We start from the raw sequence: 17786 nt of genomic DNA, 5'->3' as shown, positions 1-17786 counted from the left end.
CTTTCTTAGGAAAGATAGGGCCCGACGTCCGCACGAGACGCAAAGCCCTACCGGCGTTCCTCTATATTTGGCGGTGCCCCTATTTGGCGGCGCCCTTCACGCGGTCCAGTCCGATCTGGTACGCGTCGATGAGCTTCTGGGAGCCCAGCTTCTGAAGCTCGGCCAGGAACGCATCCCATTCGGTCAGCGGCGTTTCGCCCATGATGAACTTGGCGACGGCCGTCTCGTAATATTTCCGGATCTGTTCTTCGGTATTGGCGATGGCGCTTTTCTCTTCGCCGGTCAACGGCGGCAAGGCGTTGATGACCGGGAACTGGTACTTCGCGGCTTCCGTATAGGCGTATTGCTCGTTCTCGTTGCTGAGCGATTTCGAGGCTTCGAAGTCGGCCAAGCCGTACGCGCCCGTCGTGAACATGCCGAGTTCCTTGCGCAGGTCGTTCGGCTCCTTGAATTGCGGCAGGAACTGTCGCTTGCCATCCACCATCGTGTACGTTTCGCCTTCTTTGCCCCAGCTCAGCAGCTCTTTGCCCTCGTCGGAATAGAGGAAGTCGAGATAACGCAGCGCGGCATCCAGGTTCTTGGTCGTGGAGGAGACGGCAAAGCCGTATTCCTCGAAGTTCGTATTCGGAATGTACGGCTGGCTGCCGCTGCCGAGCGGCGGTGCCATGAATTTCAGATGCGCGCCGTCCGTGAGCTGGGCGTTCATGATTTCGATCTGCCCGATGAACTGGATCGTCATGAACGATTTGTCCGTCGTGATGAACTGGGTCCATGCCTTGTAGTCCATCGACAGCCAATCCGGCGGCGTCAAGCCTTCCGCGTAGAACTTGTGCAAGTATTCGACCAGCGTCTTGAAGCCGGGATCGGCCGCGCCGTGCTTGATTTTGCCCGTGGCCGGATCTTCGTAAAATTCAGGATAGAAGCCGAAGGAAGGCCCGAAATATTTCAGCGTGTTGATGCCGTGGCGGAAGACGAACGGATAACTGTCGGGATACAGCTTCTTCAGTTGCTTGGCCGTTTCGTACATCTCTTCCCATGTCTTCGGCACCTCGAGCGAGTTCTTCGCGAAGATATCGTCCCGGTAGAAGAAGACGGTCTGATTGCCCGCGCCCATCCCGTCGTTGAGCACGTGGTACATCTCGCCGCCGGGCGAGGTCATGCGCTGCGCGACGTCGGGCCTGGCTTCCAGAAACGCCTTCAGATGCGGCATCTTGTCCAGATGCTTGGACAAATCGAGGAATGCCCCCTGCGGTCCATACTTCTGGGCGTCCGGAGGGAACACGGACATCAGGTCCGGCATATCGCCGGATGCAACGGCGAGCGCGAGCGACTCCGGTCCCGTCTGCGTTTCTTGTTTAATGGTAATATTCGTTTTCTCCTTGATCCACTTCCAAACGGCCCAATCTTCCTTGACGGGCCAGGCTTGGGATAGATCCGTCAGCAGCCTTAGCGTGGCCGGCTCGGGCGCCGCAGGTTCTTGCGCCGCGGGTTCCGCCGGCGTATTGGCCGGTTCGTTGGCGCCGGATGCCGCCGGTTCGTTCGGCGCCTTCGCGTCGTTCTCTTTCTCGGAACATGCGGCGAGCAAGGTCGCCAGCAGCATGACCGAAGCGAGCGCCGTGCTTGCGGCAGCGCCGCTCTTGCGTTTCTTTCTCTGCTTCAACATGAATGCACCCTCCCTAATCGTTTCTTCGTTTCGTGCCGTCAGGTCTTCAGTCGTATCGCCGAGGTTCCTGAATCCGCTTTCGCTTTATTCGTCCCCCTCGATAACGCAATCATAGGGCATCGCGGAAACGGCGGTAAATCGGCGGTTCCGGCGCGGCTTCAATTCCTTTATGGTTTTCTTAAAATAATAGCATCTTTCGGGAAAACGCCCATTCTTTTTCGGCGGCGACAGCCCGAAGCGCGCGGGGTTTCCCCCGCCGCCTCGGCTGCCGGACGCCGTCTTGCCGAATTCAACCGCAAGGTAACCGAATCTCTGCGCCGCGCTCGCTTACGGCGTCTTGAACATGGTCGCGTAATCGAACAGGTACTCGCCCGTATAGCGGCTCGGACGGAAAACGAACGAGCTCAGGTTGGCGACGCTTTCGTTATCGTCGTAAAATTTCAGTCCTTCGATCCGGTACGTGCCGGTCATCTTATCGAGCGTGCCGGGGAAATCCGCGTCCGTGGTCAGCGTTTTGAAGTAATCCGATTGCAGCGTGATATCGTAACGCTTCGCGTCCATATCCGCGTCGAACCGGAGCGTCATCCATTGATTCGCCGGTATCTCGGCGGTCGCATTCGGGAGCTTCACCAATTTGTTCGTGCCGCCGTCTTTGATCCAATAGCCGAATTTTTTATCGGAACCGCCCGTAAGGCGAATCAGATCCGTTCCGGAGCCGCCGAGGATGAGCTCGAAATAACCGACCTTCTTCGCGATGAACGTCGTTTCGAACGTCACTTTGCCGGTGAGCGCCGTCGTCGCTTTTTGCACGATCGGACTGACCGCCCACTCGTTGGCCGGATCCTCGTAATTGTCCAGCACCCGCAATGCATTGCCCGGCGTTATCGGCGAGGTTACGGGTTCGACGACCGTGCCGAAATTGCGGGTGAACGTCCAGCCGTTGCCGTTCGCCGCCGTCGTCCAGCTATCGAACGTCTCGTAATATTCTCCCGCGGTCCCCGTCGTCGGCATGGTCAACGGAATCGTCGGACCGTCCGTGGATTCGTTGCCGGCGGCATCCTTCGCTTCGACCTTGAACGTATAGGACGCGCCTGGCGTCAGCCCGGTTACATCGTAGGAGGTTCCGGCGACTTCGACCGCGACGCCCGGCTGATCCGACCGATACAGCTTATAGGAGGTGACATGGCCGGAATTGTCTTCCGCTTCGTCCCATTTCAGCTTCGCGATCGCGGGGAAGAGATGGTCGATCCGCAGGGCGTCCGCGGCATCCCAGCCCGGCGCGGTCAAGTCGGGCAGCGTCGCGGTCGCGGCCGCGCTCGCCTTGGAACGGTTGCCGCTCGAATCCACGGCTCTTACGGTAATGGCGTACGTCTGGCCGGTCGACAACCCGGACACCGTCGCGGTCAAGGCGCCGCTCGCGGGCACGAGCTGTTGCTGCACGCCGTTCGCGTAGATCGCGTATTGCGCGACCGCGACGTCATCCGTGGAGGCGCTCCACGAGACGTCGACCGAATGATCCGTTACGTTCGTTAGCGCCACGTTGCCGGGGATCGTCGGTATGACCTCGTCGTCCTTCACTTCGATGAGGCCGATCCAGTCGACGTTCATCGGGCCTCTGGCATTCCAGAGCGTAATGTCGATCGGCCCGGGTTCCAGCACCTTGCCGGTTCGTACCCGCGCCGCTTTCCAATATTCCGGCAGCGTCCCGTAGTCCACGGTCGTCTCGGTCTCGAAATAATAAGGAGATTCGCCGATCATGGCCAGTCTAGCGCTTTGCTGTCCCGCCGGCATATCCCAGCCCGACACGTATTTCACGACGAGATCGTAAGTGCCCGGGTTCGGGACGTTCAGCTGCCATTTGCCCCAAGATCCGACGTCCACCCAGGTCCCGACGCCGGCGCCGCCCGACAGGAACGGCCGGTTCCGATAGACGGTGAACGACGGGTCTCCCTTCGCGGAGTACGCCTCCGCTTCTTTCCAGACGATCGGGGTCGTCTCCCGCTTCTCGTCGGGATCGTCCCACGTGAGCGTGGGCGTCGGCGCGTCCGCCCCTATCTTCTTCAGCTTGACGAGTCCCGCCGCCCCGCGCAGCAGGATCCGAGCATCGGCTTCCAAGAAGACGCTGTCCGTCTTCCCGTGGGACGTGAACAAGAATCCGGCTGGCGCTTCGAGCACCTGGTATAAGCCCGGCTCGTTGTCCAGCTTGCCCCAAGCAACGGGATTGCCTTCCGTATCGCTATGCCGCTCCAACTCGACCGTGCCCGGCACCCCGTCGATGTCGACGTTTAGCGCGACGGGCGCCATCGGTTCCGGCATCGGAGCATCGTTGAGCTTGAAGGCCCGCTGGCCATGCTCGACTTGCACGTTCAGCGTGTCGCCCGACGTCGTCCAATGCACGCCCTGCAGCGCCATCTCTTCCGCGGCCGTGCCGCCTTGCGGGATATCGCTGCCGCTGTCCTGATCGCGGAGCCGCGTTAACCCCGGCGCATGAACGGCGACTTGCGTGTCCGCTTGGCTGGATACCGACAAGCGGTCTTCGCCGTAGACGACGGTCGCGGTCTCGCTGCTTGCGATCAGCGCGATGCCGTCCTTCGACACGCTCTTGCCGTCGACGAGCAGCACCGTATCTCCCTTGAAGGCGACGGCCGCCCCTTCGAAGGAGACGTTGCCCGCGCTGACGACGCCGCTCGTGCCCGTCCGGACGTACACGACGGAACCGTCCGCGAACGAGAGCTTCAGGTACGTGCCGTTATTTTCCACGGTCGCTTCTTCCGGCGCGCCTTCGCTCCGCTCATACGCTTGCATCGTCGACACGATCGTCGCCTGCGATGCCTTCGGCGTCACGAATGCCGCGTGTTTCTGCTCTCTGCCGGCAAAGCTGCCGGTCGGCTTCTGTTCGATGCCGTTCCGGTCGAGGAATTTATCCTCCGTAACCGCGGTTAACCCGCCGGGCGTAAGCAGCTTGACTTTGAGGCCGGCGTTGCCTTTCAGAATCGTCGCTTCCGCGTTCGGCACGTCGACGTCGAGCTCGTCGTCCGCGTGCAGCCACCATTCGAAGTTCGAGCCGCCCGGCTTGTTCGAGGCCAGCTGGTCGACCACGACGAACGTCGAAGGACGCACGTAAATGATCTTCCGGTCCGCCCGGGACAGCATACCCGCGTAGGCGGCCGAAGCGTCGCCGCTCGTCGCGTCGAAGTCGGGGTGCGTCACGAAGCCGAGAATTTTGCCGTCCGCGTCGATGTCGTTCGTGGGCTGCCCCTTCTTCACGTCGAGCGTGATCGCGTTGGATGCGAACGTCTGTCTGCCGTAGTTGGTCATGTGCGCGCTCGTGTACGAATCGAAAAATCCGGCCTCGACCGCCAGCGATTCGCCGAACGCTTTCACCACGAAGCTGTTCTGGTCGGCATGGGTGTGGTTGTAGCTGCCGTAAGGACTCGACTTGAAGTACAGGGACACGCGATCGGGATCGTAAAGCTCGGAATGCATGGCGACCTCCCCGATATCCTGGAACCATCGGCCGTCCGGCAAATCGACGGGCGGCATGGCGGACAAGTCGGCATCGCCGTAAAAATAGTTGAACAACTCTTCGCCGGGCTCCGATCCGATCGCTTCGGACTCCCATTTCAGCCTTGGATCCTGGTACATCTGGGCCAGGCGGTTCAGAATCGAGACGCTGTAATGGCTCGGGGAATCTTCGCTTCCGTCTCCGAAGACGCCGCCCGGGCTGCCGTGCGGGAACATATAGAGCGGATACAGCCCTTCGTTCCGGGAGTAGGCTTTATCGTAGAGATTGAAGCGGCTGGCGCTATTCAGCACGTCCGTGAATTCCTTGCCGAAGAGGGAGGAATATTGCCAATACCCCGTTCCCTGGGACCAGCCCCCGTCCTCTCCGCCCCAAGGAGGCATGAAGTTGATATAGTCGGGCACGGTGCCCCGGAACCAGTCCTCGGCTTCGGGCGCATCGTGGAGAAGCGCGATCGCGATTAGGCCGACGTAACCGAAGTTGGTCCAACCGTGGGAGTCGAACGGCGTTTTGCGAAGCGGATGCGCCGTGACCAGATCGTCGTACATCGTCGCCGTTCTGGCAACGATCATATCGCGGACGTCCTCTTTCTCGCCTTCCGTAAACAAGGAATAGCCGCACAGCCAGTCGTACGCCATGGCGGAACGGAGCGCGATATACCGATGCACCTGATCGTTCTGCGCGTAGCTCGTGCTGCCGTTTATATTCCATTGCGCGATGCCGTTCAACCGCCGCTTCGCTTCTGCGGCGTAATCGGCGTTGCCCGTCACGAGGTACAGGAACGCGGCGTCCGCCATCTTGTCGACGGCTTTGTCGGAGGCTTGGCGCAGGGCCGTCTGCGCGGCTTCGTATTCCGTATCGCGGGGATGCGAGGGCGGATACGGAAATACCGGTTCCGCCGGCAGAGGCTCATTAAGGGCGGCCGTGACCGAAGCGAGCTTCTTCTCGTAGAGCGTCTTGCCGGTGGTCGTCTTCAAGCTCCTGAAATCGGCGAGCGTATCGGCCGTCGTCCATATCCGCGGATGGCCCGAGCCGATCTCCCCCAGCAGGTCGTCTACGGAAGGAACGGGAAACGCGACGTCGTTATCGCCGTCGATGCGGAACTTGCGAACGTCGCTCCACGTCGACCAGTCGTCCGGAGCGGCGGCTCCCGCCGCGTGATACCGGACGCGCCAATACCACGTGCCGGCGTCAAGCGCGTGGGAAAAATTATAGAAGTTATTCGTCAGCTCGTCTTCGTCGTAGACGACTGCGGACAAATCCGCCGCCCGGCCGGCCTGCAGCTGGTACTTATCGGCGTTCGAGATCCACGGCCAGTGGAAATCGGGCGGGTTCTGCGTCGTGACGAGACCGTCCTTCGGACCGAAGGGCATATTATATCCCGTGGCCGACGCGGCCGGCCATGCCGGCACGGCCGCGTTCGCCTCGGGCGTCCGGGCGAAGCCCCCGAAGCATCCGAACGCCAACGCCGCCGCCATGAACCAAATGAAGCTTTTACGCAAGTTCGTTTTCGTCTCACCGACTGTCCTCACATCATTCAGCTCCTCTAACGAATGGTTTGAATCCGTTTACAATCGTTCATTGCTCAAATTCTGCTCCGGCGCGAACCCATCCGCCGGCGGTACCGGATACGGCCCCCTTCCCGTCGAACGCGATTCGACTCCCCGCGCGCCGGGAGTCGCCAGTAGAATAAATCATCCGCCTCCCCCGGTACATCGGCGGAAACCGTTCGCCTGCAGTTCCTTTTCGATTACCTCATAAAAGTACCAGGTTCGGTAAAATCGCCTATCCGGCACATGCCACGCAAGCCCGTCCCGATAGGAGCCGGACGCAAAAAAAACGGATGCGCCCCGCAAGGCGCATCCGGTTATAACCGATAGATTCTTATCTCTCCCGTCAGCCCGTAGGGACGAAGCACGTAGTCCTCCTTGCGCTCCGGCCCCTGCGGGTGAAACGAATCCCAATCGAGCCAAGCCCCGTCCGGCCGCTCGACATGCAGCGGTCCGAGCGCATTACGGGGACTTCCGACGACCTCGAGTTCCAACCGGTTGGCGCCCGGCACGAGCCACTCCGTCAGCTCGACGGTTCCGGCCGCCCGCCACGGAATGTCCTTGCCGCCGTGGCCGTTTACGAACAGGCGCAGCGTGATCGCTTCATAGGATCCCATCTCGAGAAACGTTCGACGGCCTGCCGCAGACTCCGCCGCGTCGAAATCGAAGCGGTAGATCATGCTGCCGCAATAATGCGGATAGCCCTGCGGGCACCAGTCTCCGAGACCGAGATTCCCTGGCTCCCGAGCCAGCCGGCGTTCGCCGTCGACCGAGAAGTCTCCGATGAGAAACGCGTCCTCGATCTCCATGTCGTGCATGTACGCGCATTCGATCTCGAGCACGTTATCCCCCTCGATCAGCGCCGGGAGCTTGACGGTCGAGATGCAGCGGTCCAAGTACCACCCTAGCGGAGCTTCAGCGATCCGATCGCCGTTCAATCGGAAACGGAAACGCTCCGCCTGTTCGAACGCGATGAACGTCTCGGCCGCGGGAACGTCCTTGACCGCGAAGACGAAGCGGAACGCGACCGGTTCCCCGTCGTTCTCGTGAGGCTCGCCGATCCAGAAATGCCGCTGAAGGCCGCCGTTCGCGTAAATTTGCCGCATGCCCAGCCTTTCGCGAAGCGCCTGCTGCGCCCGCCAGACGTCCATGGTCCCCGACCAGGCTTCATCCCGAACGCGGTACTGGCAGCGATCCAGCACGAGCGCGTTCGGCGCGGTCCTCGCGAAGGATGCAGGCGCATCGAGAACGGCGAGCGGCTCTTGAACGCCCGATTCCTCCGTCAATGCCTGGAAGGCAGCTTCGCCAGGCTCCGGGACGACAAGGTACAGCTTGGAGTCCGTCCTCCCGAATCGTTCCCGGAAGACCAGGTAGCCGTCCCGGCTTACGGCCGCGACCTCCGTCTTCTCTCCCGTGAGCGCATCCCACGACTCGACTCTACCGCTGCCTTGTATGCCGACTTCCGCGTCGTAACCAGCCTCGCGGTCGTTGTTGGCGACGAATACGGCCGTGCAGTCTTCCATTTCCCTGCGCATAACGAGCAGCCGGTTCGCCTCCCGTCCGTCTTCGCCCACAAGGCGCACGGAACGGGGGAGTTCGCGCTCGATTGCCTCGATAAGCCGTTCAGCGCATCCGGCCTTCCGAAAACCCGGATGCTCCGTTAACGCGGACAGATCGGACGGCGCTCCGTCCACCATCTCGGGAACGTCTCCATAAGAGAGCAGGATTCCCCCTGCGTTCATATACGCGAGCAGCAGCTCGCATGTCGGATGCAATAGATTAAGCAAGGAAGGCAGCACGACGACGCGATAGCTCGCAAGCCCGACTTGCATCCGGTCTCCCCGCACGCTGCCGATTTCTTGCAGAATCAGCTCGTCGCCCAAGTCGAAATCGTAATGCTCGCCGAGCAGCAGCCGCACGAAATCGTTAAACGCCCGGTTATAGTCCGCCAGCGCTTCGGCATTCCCCGCCCGATTGCGCCATTCCGGCGCCAGAACGTCCTGGCCGAGCCGCGCCCACACCGACGTCGCCGGATGGACGACCAGCACGTCCCGGACGACGCGCCCTTCGGTCAGCACCGAGCCTAGCCGGGCGAAATAATCCTCGACGACATGGTTGTGCGGCCACCAGTTCGCGTTGTAATTAAAGGAAGGCGGATAATCCCGCTTGCGGCAGCCGCGAAGCGAGTACAGCGCCACATGGTGGGTGATCGCGTTGACGCCGAGCGCGTACTGCCAGTCGCCGATCCATTTGCGCCCTTCGAAGGTCAAGTCCCAGCCCGTCACCCCGTACGTCTCCGTCATGACGATCGGCTTGCCGTATTGATTCGCGACGCTGGACGCCTCCTTGACCGACAAGCTCTCGTCCGTTTGCTCGCAGAGCGTGTCGATGCCGGGCACGTCGAGATAGCGGTAATGGGGCATGACGGCGCCGTTGTACAACGTTGCTTTCACCAAATCCTCTTCCCAGCAGAAATGGCCGGCGAAAGCGAGTCCGTTGTCACGGCACCAGTCGCCGATCGGCTTCGTATACGCGTCGCAGAACATTTCCGTGACCGTCTTCCAATAATCGTGACGGATCTTGGACGACGGTGCGCCCCGGTAGAAGAAGTAAGGAAGCGTCTCCCAGATCTCGTATCCGTTCTTCTCCGCGAACGTGCTCGGCAGCGCATCGGTCCACGTCATCCACGTCATCTCGGGCGCGTTCAGCCGTTCTTGAAAGCCGCGAAAGAAAGGTTCGTCCGTGAAAATGCCCGGCACGGTCCGCCCGAATTCCTCGCCGACGGCCTCCTTGTACTTCTCGTAGGTCGTCTCGAGGAAGATCGCGGCCGACAGCGGGTTTAAGCTGTCGGGATACGAGTCGCCGTGGCACCACTCGTTCGGAGGGGCGACATGCCGCCTCAGCACCAGGTACGCTTCTTCTCCCGCGAGCTGCCCGCAGTCGGTCCAATCCGCCAAGCGGGCGCAGTCCAGCAGCTCGTCGCCCCGGATTCTCGCGCGGTACACGGCTTGAATCGACTCGTCCGGCCCGAATGCCCTGCAGACGTCAAGCGACAAGGCCTTCGCGCGCACGGCGTCGCCGCCTAGACGGGCGACCTGGCCGCCGCCCATCCCGGAGGAATACCGATCCTCGTCGTACAGCCAAGCGTACATGCCCTCTTCCTTCGCTTTGGCGACCGACTGCTTGATGCGCGCCATGAAATCTTCGCCCATATACGGCGTTTCGAGCCCTTCCCGGACATGCATCATGAAGCCGCCCATCCCCTGCTCCTTGAACCCCTCGATCTGAGCGTTCAATTCTCCCTGCTCCAGCTGGCCGTTCCATGACCAGAACGGCACGGAGCGACGGTCCGCGGGCGGGTTCGCAAATTTGCCGAGAAGCCCGGCATGCGTCGATTCCGTCTTATTCAATTCTTATCCTCCCTTTTCCGGTATTCGCTCGGGGTCACGCCCATGTACTTCTTGAACATTCTATTAAACGACGTGATGTTCCGGTATCCGACCGCTTCGGCGGCGTCGCGGATCTTGAGCCGGTCGTCGTTTAGCAGGCCGGCCGCCTTCGCGATCCGGGTTTCGTTAATATAGTCGACGATGTTCATGCCGGTTTTGCCTTTGAAATAAGACGACAAATAGCCGCTGCTCATCTTGAGCTTGGCCGCAAGCACGTCCAAGTAGATCTCTTCCGCCAAATGTGCGTGGATATAATCGACGACCTGCGTCGTGATCGGATGCTTCTCTTCCTTCTTCTCCCGCACGGCTTCCGCCGTCTTCGTCACCCATTCGACGAGCAGTTCCTCCAGCTCCTTCACCGTCCGGCAGCGCCCGATCCGCTCGCCCGTATTGCCGAGCAGGACGTCGGTTTCCTCCGAACCGAGCGGGAATGGCGTGACCGCGCTGCGGATCTTGCCCGCGAAGGCTTCCGCGAATCGGACGAGCGATGCTGCCGTCGGAACGTCCCGATGCCATTTCGCGACATGCTGCTGCACCAGAACGGCAAGCTGGACGGCGTTGCCCGCCTTCATGTTCGCTTCGAGCGCTTTGTCTTGGTCCGGCGAGAAGCCGAACGCGGCAGGGGCGGAGCCCCGTTCGAGAATCAGCTGCGTCCTGCCCGTCATCAGCCGCTCGCCCGCAAGCCGCTGCGCTTCCTCGTACGCCGCGGTTAGGCGATCCGAAGCCGAATAGGCCGAGGTGACGGCCATCGTGACGACGCCGTGCTCCGAGTCCTGATCGAACACCTGGCTCATCTCGTCCAACTGCGCGATGACGTCCTTCGGTTCCTCCGTGAACACGAGGCTGAGAATCTGATCCCGTTCGATCTGAAACGTGAGCGAATCGGGAAAAGCCGGTTTTAATTTGCTTTCTATGAATGTGCGCAAGTAATAGAGCCAGTTCTGAACGACTTCCGATGAATAGAGCTCTCCCTTGTCCGGTTGAATATGGTAGAGCACGAACACGAACGGCCTGTCCGCGAATTCGAGCTTGGGGGTATCGGGCTCGTGGCTTCGGATCGCTTTCAGATGATTGATGAAAGAGAACTGGCGGAACAGCATCCGGTTGTCGTGGATTCGGCCGCTGATGAAGTTGAACTCATTGATGGTCGATCGATAAGGTGGGTCGTCGTTCATCCGGCGGATCGATTCGATGACTTTCTTGAGCGGATTATTGATGCGCGACGCAATCAGGAACGAGAAGAAGACGCTGAGCGCAATCGCCGCGAGGATAATGGCCAGCAGGGTAAGATTGATACGCGTCTGCTCGGCGATCCGGTCGGCCGGAACCCGGGAGACGTACGAGAACCCGGTCGCTTCTCCGCTGTTCGCGAAATAATATTTTCCGTCCCGGATCCCCGAGCCGTTCTGTCCCAAATCCCCCAAGTCGCCGAAAGCGAGGAAAGGCTCCCGGCCCGTACGGCTAAACATCGGTTTGCCGTGCGCGTCATAGATGAGGAAATCCTTGTAGAGATTCTGATGGAAAGCTTCGTACATCTTGGCGGCATCCAGCAGCACGATCATGTAGAAGTCGGGGTTGTTGACGCCCTCGATAATCATCGGCATCAGCTCGCCGAGCGGCTGCGGGCTATCCCGGAAGATGTGATTGACCATCGCCGCGGCCGGATAGATCCGAATCGCTTCCGTCCCGCCGAACTGCGCCTTCCAGAACGCCAATGGGTATTCCTCGCTGGCGGAGAAGACGTTGAACATGGACTCCGCGTTCGTGCTCGTCCCCTTCTCCAGCACGAGATCGTCCTTCTTCGAATAAAACACGATATTGTTGATATACAGATAAGGAACGGTCGTCCACTTCGCGATTTCCCGAATGATGACCGGATAATCGACGTTGTCCGGCTGCTGCTGCAGTCTCATGATCTCGTCGCTCGTGAAGAATAGCAGCATCTGCTGCTTGATGAGGTTCAGGTGCTTCTCATAGCTGTCCCTGGTATGGTCGAGCAACGACGTGTTGTATTTGACGACTTCCTGCTTCACGTTCCGATTGGATACGGAAACGGCGTACAACGTAAGGGAGGTCAGCAGCAGCACGATAAATAGAAACCCCGCTATGAGTCTAGCGAACAGGGAATTCATCCCGCTCCTGATATATAGAATCGGTCGAATCATCCTCATGCCGTTCCCGCCTCCGAATGCTACCGATTGTCGCCGGTTTTTCTCCTATCTTAACAAAGCCGTCGAAGACGTGCATCGATTATCTTGGCGTCAACCTGCGGTATCTATCGCGCGTAATTCGGCCGAGAAGATGCTCGCCCGATGCGAAACGGCCCAGCTCGTCGACGACGAAATCGCAAAGGCTGCGCTTCAGCACATCGTGGAACCCTCCGATATGCGGCAGGCAGATGACGTTCGGCAGCGCGGGCAGTTCATGATCCGCCGGCAGCGGCTCCCGGTCGTACACGTCGAGCGCGGCTCGGATGCGATGCGCGCGCAGCTCGGCCAGCAGCGCCTCCTCCTGCACGATCGGCCCTCGCGCCGTGTTGACGAGGAGCGCGCCGTCCCGAAGCCGCTTCAGCTGTTCGGTCCCGATCATGCCTTCCGTGCGGGGCGTCCACGTATTGTGCAGCGACACGATGTCGCTTCGCTCGAACAGCTCGTTCAGCCCGCACAGCTCCGCGCCGAGGGCATCCGCTTCTTCCCGGGCGCAATGAGCGGAGTACAGCAGCACCTTCGCGCCGAACGGTTTCAGCATTCGGATGACCTGCTTGGAAATTTCGCCGTATCCGACGAGACCGATCGTCCTTCCCGTCACGCCGAGCACCGTTTCCCGGCTGTTGTCGCTCCACGCTCCCCGAGGGATGCGCGCGCTATAGCTCTTCATGTCCCATGCCCCCGCAAGGATCAAAGCGACCGCGCACTCTGCGGTCGACAGCGCGAGCACCGGATTCGCCGACGTGACGGCAATCGAAGTGCCGAATACGTCCTCGTTCACGATGGAGACGACGCTGCCAGCGCCATGTCCGATGAACTTGAGTTTCTCGGCCCGTGCCAGCACCTCAGGGGTGAACGCCGGGGATCCCCACGACGTGATGCAGGCGTCGTACTCCCCGATGCGATCGGCTAGATCGGCGCTCGTGAACGGCCGATTGAAGGGGGCGAAGTCCATCTCGGATATTCCGGCAAGCTTCTCGATCGTCGCCTTCGTCCAGAACAATTCGCGCAGTTCGGGATTCGCGATCGCAATCAGCGTCTTCATCGCTTAATCCCCCCTTCGCCCGGATGGAGCATGCTCCGCATGAAATCGATATACTGCGGAAATACGATTCTCGGGTCCGCATCCGCCGTCTGCAGCTCCTTGCGCCATTTGGTCTCCCACTCCAGCGAGTAATAACCGGCATAGCCCGCCCGTTCGAGAAGCCGGACGATCTCGGCTACCGGGACCCGGCCTTCCCCGAGCTTCGTATACTTCCAGCTCCGTTCAAGCGGATCCTCGAACGGCAAGCCGTCCTTGATATGCACGTGAACGCACCACTTGCCGAGCTGCGCGATCGTCTCTTCCGGCGGCTCTCCTTCTTCGAACGGATGGATGATATCGTAGATGACCGCGCATTCGGGCTTGCCCACGTCGTCCAGCAGCCGGTTAAGCGATCGGCCGGTCGCGAATTCGTTATGCGTCTCGATCCAGGTTTGCACCCCGTGCGCGGATGCGAAATCGCACGCGGCACGGACTCGCGCGACGATAGGCTCGTAAATGATCGACGGCGCGGGATCATCCAGCCGGGTATTAAAATAGCCGAGAAATATTCGTACTCCGGCGGCATTCAAGTCCCGCGCCAGCAGGACGGCGTCCCGGAACCGGACAAGCTCCGCTTCGTCGCCGTCGCTTCCCGTAAAGCAGACTCCCGATCCGATATTGGTCACGCGAAGCCCTTGTTCCCCGAACAAGCGCAGCGCGGATTGCCGCTCTGCCTTCGTCATGAAGGCGGATATGCCCCATGCCTCCCCTTCTCTTGCTTCGATGCCGCCGAACCCGCATTCCCGCGCGAACGCCGCCAATTCCTCCAGTTTCCAGCCCTCGCAGGGCAGCGTGCTGAATGCCAATCGGTTCACGCCGCAATCCCTCCTCCTCGCGCGGTCTGCCCGCGCTTCGTTCCTATTATGGCAAGTCGGTCCCGGGAGCGCTTTCCTTTTTCCGCGATTTCTTTGCACTATTCCTAGAATCCTTGTAACCTTGAATACAGAAGAGACGCGAACGAGCCCCCGAGGAGGACATCATGCCCGATTATCCGATCTATGCGTACAAAGAGGTGCTGGACGACGAGTTTCCGTTCAAGGTCGAGATTCGGAATCCGCAGAACATGAATCGATCCTCGCATGCGCACGAGCACCTGCAGCTCTGCTATATGATGTCCGGCACCTGCCTTCATTGGGCCGCGGGCGAGCAATACGTGCTGACCAAGGGCGACCTGTTCTCGATTCCGCCGTTTCTCGAGCATCGGCTCGGTCCGCGCGACGCGATGGATTTCGTCATGATCCAAATCGATTTCATGCCCCATGCCATTAACGAAAGCTTCCGGGATCTGGCGCGAATGCAGACATTTGTTGATTTTGCCTATATACAGCCGCTGATCTCCGAGACGGACCTGATGCCCAAGATGGCGCTCCCCGCTGCCGCCCAGGCGGAAGTCGAGCATCTGCTGAACGACATCCTCGCGGAATGGGAACGGCAGGAAGACGGCTTCCGGATCGCGATCAAGGCCGATCTATTGAAATTTCTCGTCATAGCCGGCAGGCAGTACAAACGGCATGCGCAGACGCAGCGCCAGCACGCTCGCCAGAAGGTAACCCAGCACCGGGAAGCGTTTCATGATGCCGTCGCTTACATGGAAACGCATTATGACGAGGATCTCCATTTGGAAGAGATGGCGGCCAAGGCGCTGATGGCCCCTTCTTATTTCAGCCACATGCTGAGGCTCGTGAGAGGAAAATCGTACATCGAGTACTTGTCGGCCGTTCGCATCCAGGCTTCCATGGAGCTCCTCGAAGGAACGGACCTGAACGTGACCGAGATCGCGGCCAAGGTCGGCTACAACCATATCAGCCATTTCAACCGAACGTTCAAGAAGCATACCGGCGTCACGCCGGGCGATTTTCGCAGGCATCGCCCATAACGGCCGCGCTGATACCGGCAGCAGCCGTTTGGGCATGTCCCAAGTTACTGGCCAGGGATCTTATGGATCGTGTATGACTTGACGGGGAATATCGCGTGCAGTAACGAGGCATGGCCTAGGGGATGGGAAATCGAGCGTTGGGTCGTTCGGGTACTTCCTGAAATCGCACTCTATTACGAAGCTGTTGATTTGGCAGCATAAGCGGATGAGGCGACTATTATCACGCTCGCGCGGCCGCTGCCGCGATCAGCTTTTTCAAATCGATCACTCCTTATTTTTGGCATAAACCCACAAGCGCCCTAACTCTGCTGACATACTGCTGTCAGTAGAGTAATTTTATAATCGGAGTACGCCCATAAAGCTAGGAAACAATCCTGTAACACCACCATTGGAAGGATGATAGCTCGTGAACTTTGCTTCTGTACGCATCATTACCGACGACGTGGATCGTCTCGTCGCATTTTATGAGAAAGTCCTAGGTGTTTCGGCGGAACGCCCCGCGCCTGTCTTCGCCGAACTTGTCGTGCCCTCGTGCACCCTGGCGATCGGGCACTCCGAGACGGTGCATCTGTTCGGCGCCGGTTCCGCCGTGGCGGCCAATAACCGCACGGTCATCATCGAGTTCCGCGTCCAAGACGTCGATGCCGAATTCGAGCGCTTGAAGCCGTTCGTCGGCGAGTGGGTAAAGGAACCCGCCACGATGCCATGGGGGAACCGTGCCGCGCTGTTTCGCGATCCCGACGGCAATCTCGTTAACCTCTTCGCGCCGGTGACCGAGGAAGCGATAGAACGGTTTAGCGGCAGAGGTTAATGGAGCGTCTCCCCGTTTACAATTAATCCCTTTTATTATACGTGAACCTCGCAAGATAAGTCGCGCTAACCCGCGGGCGGAAATTGTGATCCTCGCGAAAAAACGTTACGATAGAGTCGACAATGAAATGAGCAGATTTCATTCGCCAATTCGTTCGACGAAATCAGAGGAGGAATCGAAATGGATTACACCCGCCTGGGCCAAACCGGCCTGGAGGTATCTAGACTATGTCTGGGCTGCATGAGTTACGGTATATCGTCAAGAGGAGCGCATTCGTGGACGCTGGACGAGGAGCGGAGCCGCCCCTTCATCCGCAAGGCACTTGAGCTGGGCATCAATTTCTTCGATACCGCCAACGTTTACTCGGACGGCACAAGCGAAGAAATCGTCGGCCGCGCGCTGAAGGATTTTGCCCGCCGCGAAGAAGTCGTCATTGCGACGAAGGTTCACGGCCGCATGCGGCCCGGCCCGAACGGCGCCGGCTTGTCGCGCAAGGCGATCCTGAGCGAAGTCGACGACAGCCTGCGCAGACTCGGAACGGACTATATCGATCTCTATCAAATTCACCGCTGGGACCCGCACACGCCGATCGAGGAAACGATGGAAGCGCTGCATGACGTCGTCAAGTCCGGCAAGGCCCGTTATATCGGCGCTTCGTCCATGTACGCCTGGCAGTTTCTCAAAGCGCAGTTCACGGCGGAAAGGCACGGCTGGACCAAATTCGTCAGCATGCAAAATCATCTGAATCTGCTGTACCGCGAAGAAGAGCGGGAAATGCTTCCGCTCTGCCGCGATCTCGGCGTAGGCGTAATCCCTTGGAGCCCGCTGGCCCGCGGCCGCTTGACGCGCGGCTGGGACGAAATCAGCGAACGCTCGGAGACCGACGCGTTCGGCAAGACGCTGTACACGGCCGCCGTCGACTCGGACCGCGGGATCGTCGAACGCGTCGGGCGCATCGCCGCCGAACGCGGGGTACCGCGTGCCCAGGTCGCGTTAGCCTGGATGTTGAGCAAATCCCCCGTCACGGCGCCGATCATCGGCGCGACGAAGCCCGGCCATTTGGACGACGCGACGGCGGCGCTCTCGCTCGCGTTGACTGCAGACGAGATCCGTTCGTTGGAAGAGCTGTACGTGCCGCATCCCGTACTCGGCTTCCAGTAACATCGGAACGAAAGCAGACGCAGCGACGGTTAGTCTTGGGCAGTCATTCAGGAAATCGATAAGAAAAGCGCCGCTCTAACGCGGCGCTCAGACAGTAGAGAAACCCACTATAGCGGCGGGTTTCTCTTTTTTTTACCTCGCGGAACCATCGCGTAAGCGAATGTAGCTCTACAAGTCGCGGTGCGGCAAATCCCGGGCCTCGCGAATGAAAATGCAAGCGTAGATGAAGCTGTCATCGACGGCGCTGTTAATCATGCCGTTTAACTGCTTTAGAAGGGAATCCTAAAATAAACATAGAGAAAGGCAGCCGAGGTTTGAACTGCACCCCAATTGTTAGACACCATCTAACGATTGGAGGTGCAGTTTTTTTGTCCAAATTCAATTTAGAGTTAAAATTAGAAGCCATTAATCGATATCTGTCGGGAACTGCTGGGGCTAAGAGCATTGCGAAGTCCTTAGGCG

9 protein-coding genes are annotated in these 17786 nt (G+C 59.7%); 3 read left to right on the top strand and 6 right to left on the bottom strand.

Annotated features, from left to right (window positions below; translation table 11 throughout):
- Window positions 1-79 precede the first annotated feature (79 nt).
- The 6 genes from GT003_RS00045 to GT003_RS00020 form a co-directional block, all read right to left on the bottom strand.
- The gene (locus GT003_RS00045; RefSeq protein ID WP_161693129.1) at window positions 80-1663 is read right to left on the bottom strand and encodes an extracellular solute-binding protein; all 1584 of its coding nucleotides are present in this window, start codon (window positions 1661-1663) and stop codon (window positions 80-82) included.
- 327 nt (window positions 1664-1990) lie between these two features.
- Window positions 1991-6718, bottom strand: a complete 4728-nt coding sequence (locus GT003_RS00040; protein WP_161693127.1) for a DUF4962 domain-containing protein — start codon at window positions 6716-6718, stop codon at window positions 1991-1993.
- Window positions 6719-7053: 335 nt separating this feature from the next.
- Complete coding sequence (locus GT003_RS00035) at window positions 7054-10146, bottom strand: glycosyl hydrolase (protein ID WP_161693125.1); 3093 nt, start codon at window positions 10144-10146, stop codon at window positions 7054-7056.
- Window positions 10143-12356: a helix-turn-helix domain-containing protein gene (locus GT003_RS00030; protein ID WP_161693123.1), complete on the bottom strand. Its 2214-nt coding sequence runs from the start codon at window positions 12354-12356 to the stop codon at window positions 10143-10145. Before GT003_RS00030 ends, GT003_RS00035 begins: the two co-directional genes overlap by 4 nt.
- A 79-nt stretch (window positions 12357-12435) precedes the next feature.
- Window positions 12436-13437, bottom strand: a complete 1002-nt coding sequence (locus tag GT003_RS00025; RefSeq protein ID WP_161693121.1) for a hydroxyacid dehydrogenase — start codon at window positions 13435-13437, stop codon at window positions 12436-12438.
- Window positions 13434-14291 (bottom strand): TIM barrel protein, encoded by an 858-nt coding sequence (locus GT003_RS00020; protein WP_161693119.1) that lies wholly within the window; start codon window positions 14289-14291, stop codon window positions 13434-13436. The genes GT003_RS00025 and GT003_RS00020 overlap by 4 nt, the downstream gene beginning before the upstream one ends.
- A 164-nt stretch (window positions 14292-14455) precedes the next feature.
- Between GT003_RS00020 and GT003_RS00015 the strand changes: the two genes are divergently transcribed.
- The 3 genes from GT003_RS00015 (at window position 14456) to GT003_RS00005 (ending at window position 17324) form a co-directional block, all read left to right on the top strand.
- On the top strand, window positions 14456-15352 hold the full coding sequence (locus GT003_RS00015; RefSeq protein ID WP_161693117.1) for an AraC family transcriptional regulator: 897 nt from the start codon (window positions 14456-14458) through the stop codon (window positions 15350-15352).
- Window positions 15353-15758: 406 nt separating this feature from the next.
- A complete protein-coding gene (locus GT003_RS00010) occupies window positions 15759-16163 on the top strand; it encodes a VOC family protein (protein ID WP_161693114.1) in 405 nt (134 codons plus the stop codon).
- A 180-nt stretch (window positions 16164-16343) separates the two neighbouring features.
- Window positions 16344-17324, top strand: coding sequence for an aldo/keto reductase (locus GT003_RS00005; RefSeq protein WP_161693113.1), 981 nt, complete (start codon window positions 16344-16346; stop codon window positions 17322-17324).
- Window positions 17325-17786: the final 462 nt, after the last annotated feature.

This window comes from Paenibacillus sacheonensis, from assembly GCF_009909195.1.
Classification (GTDB): Bacteria; Bacillota; Bacilli; order Paenibacillales; family Paenibacillaceae; genus Paenibacillus_Z; species Paenibacillus_Z sacheonensis.
Note: the sequence above shows the minus strand (reverse complement) of the source record. Positions and strands in the feature narration are given on the sequence as shown.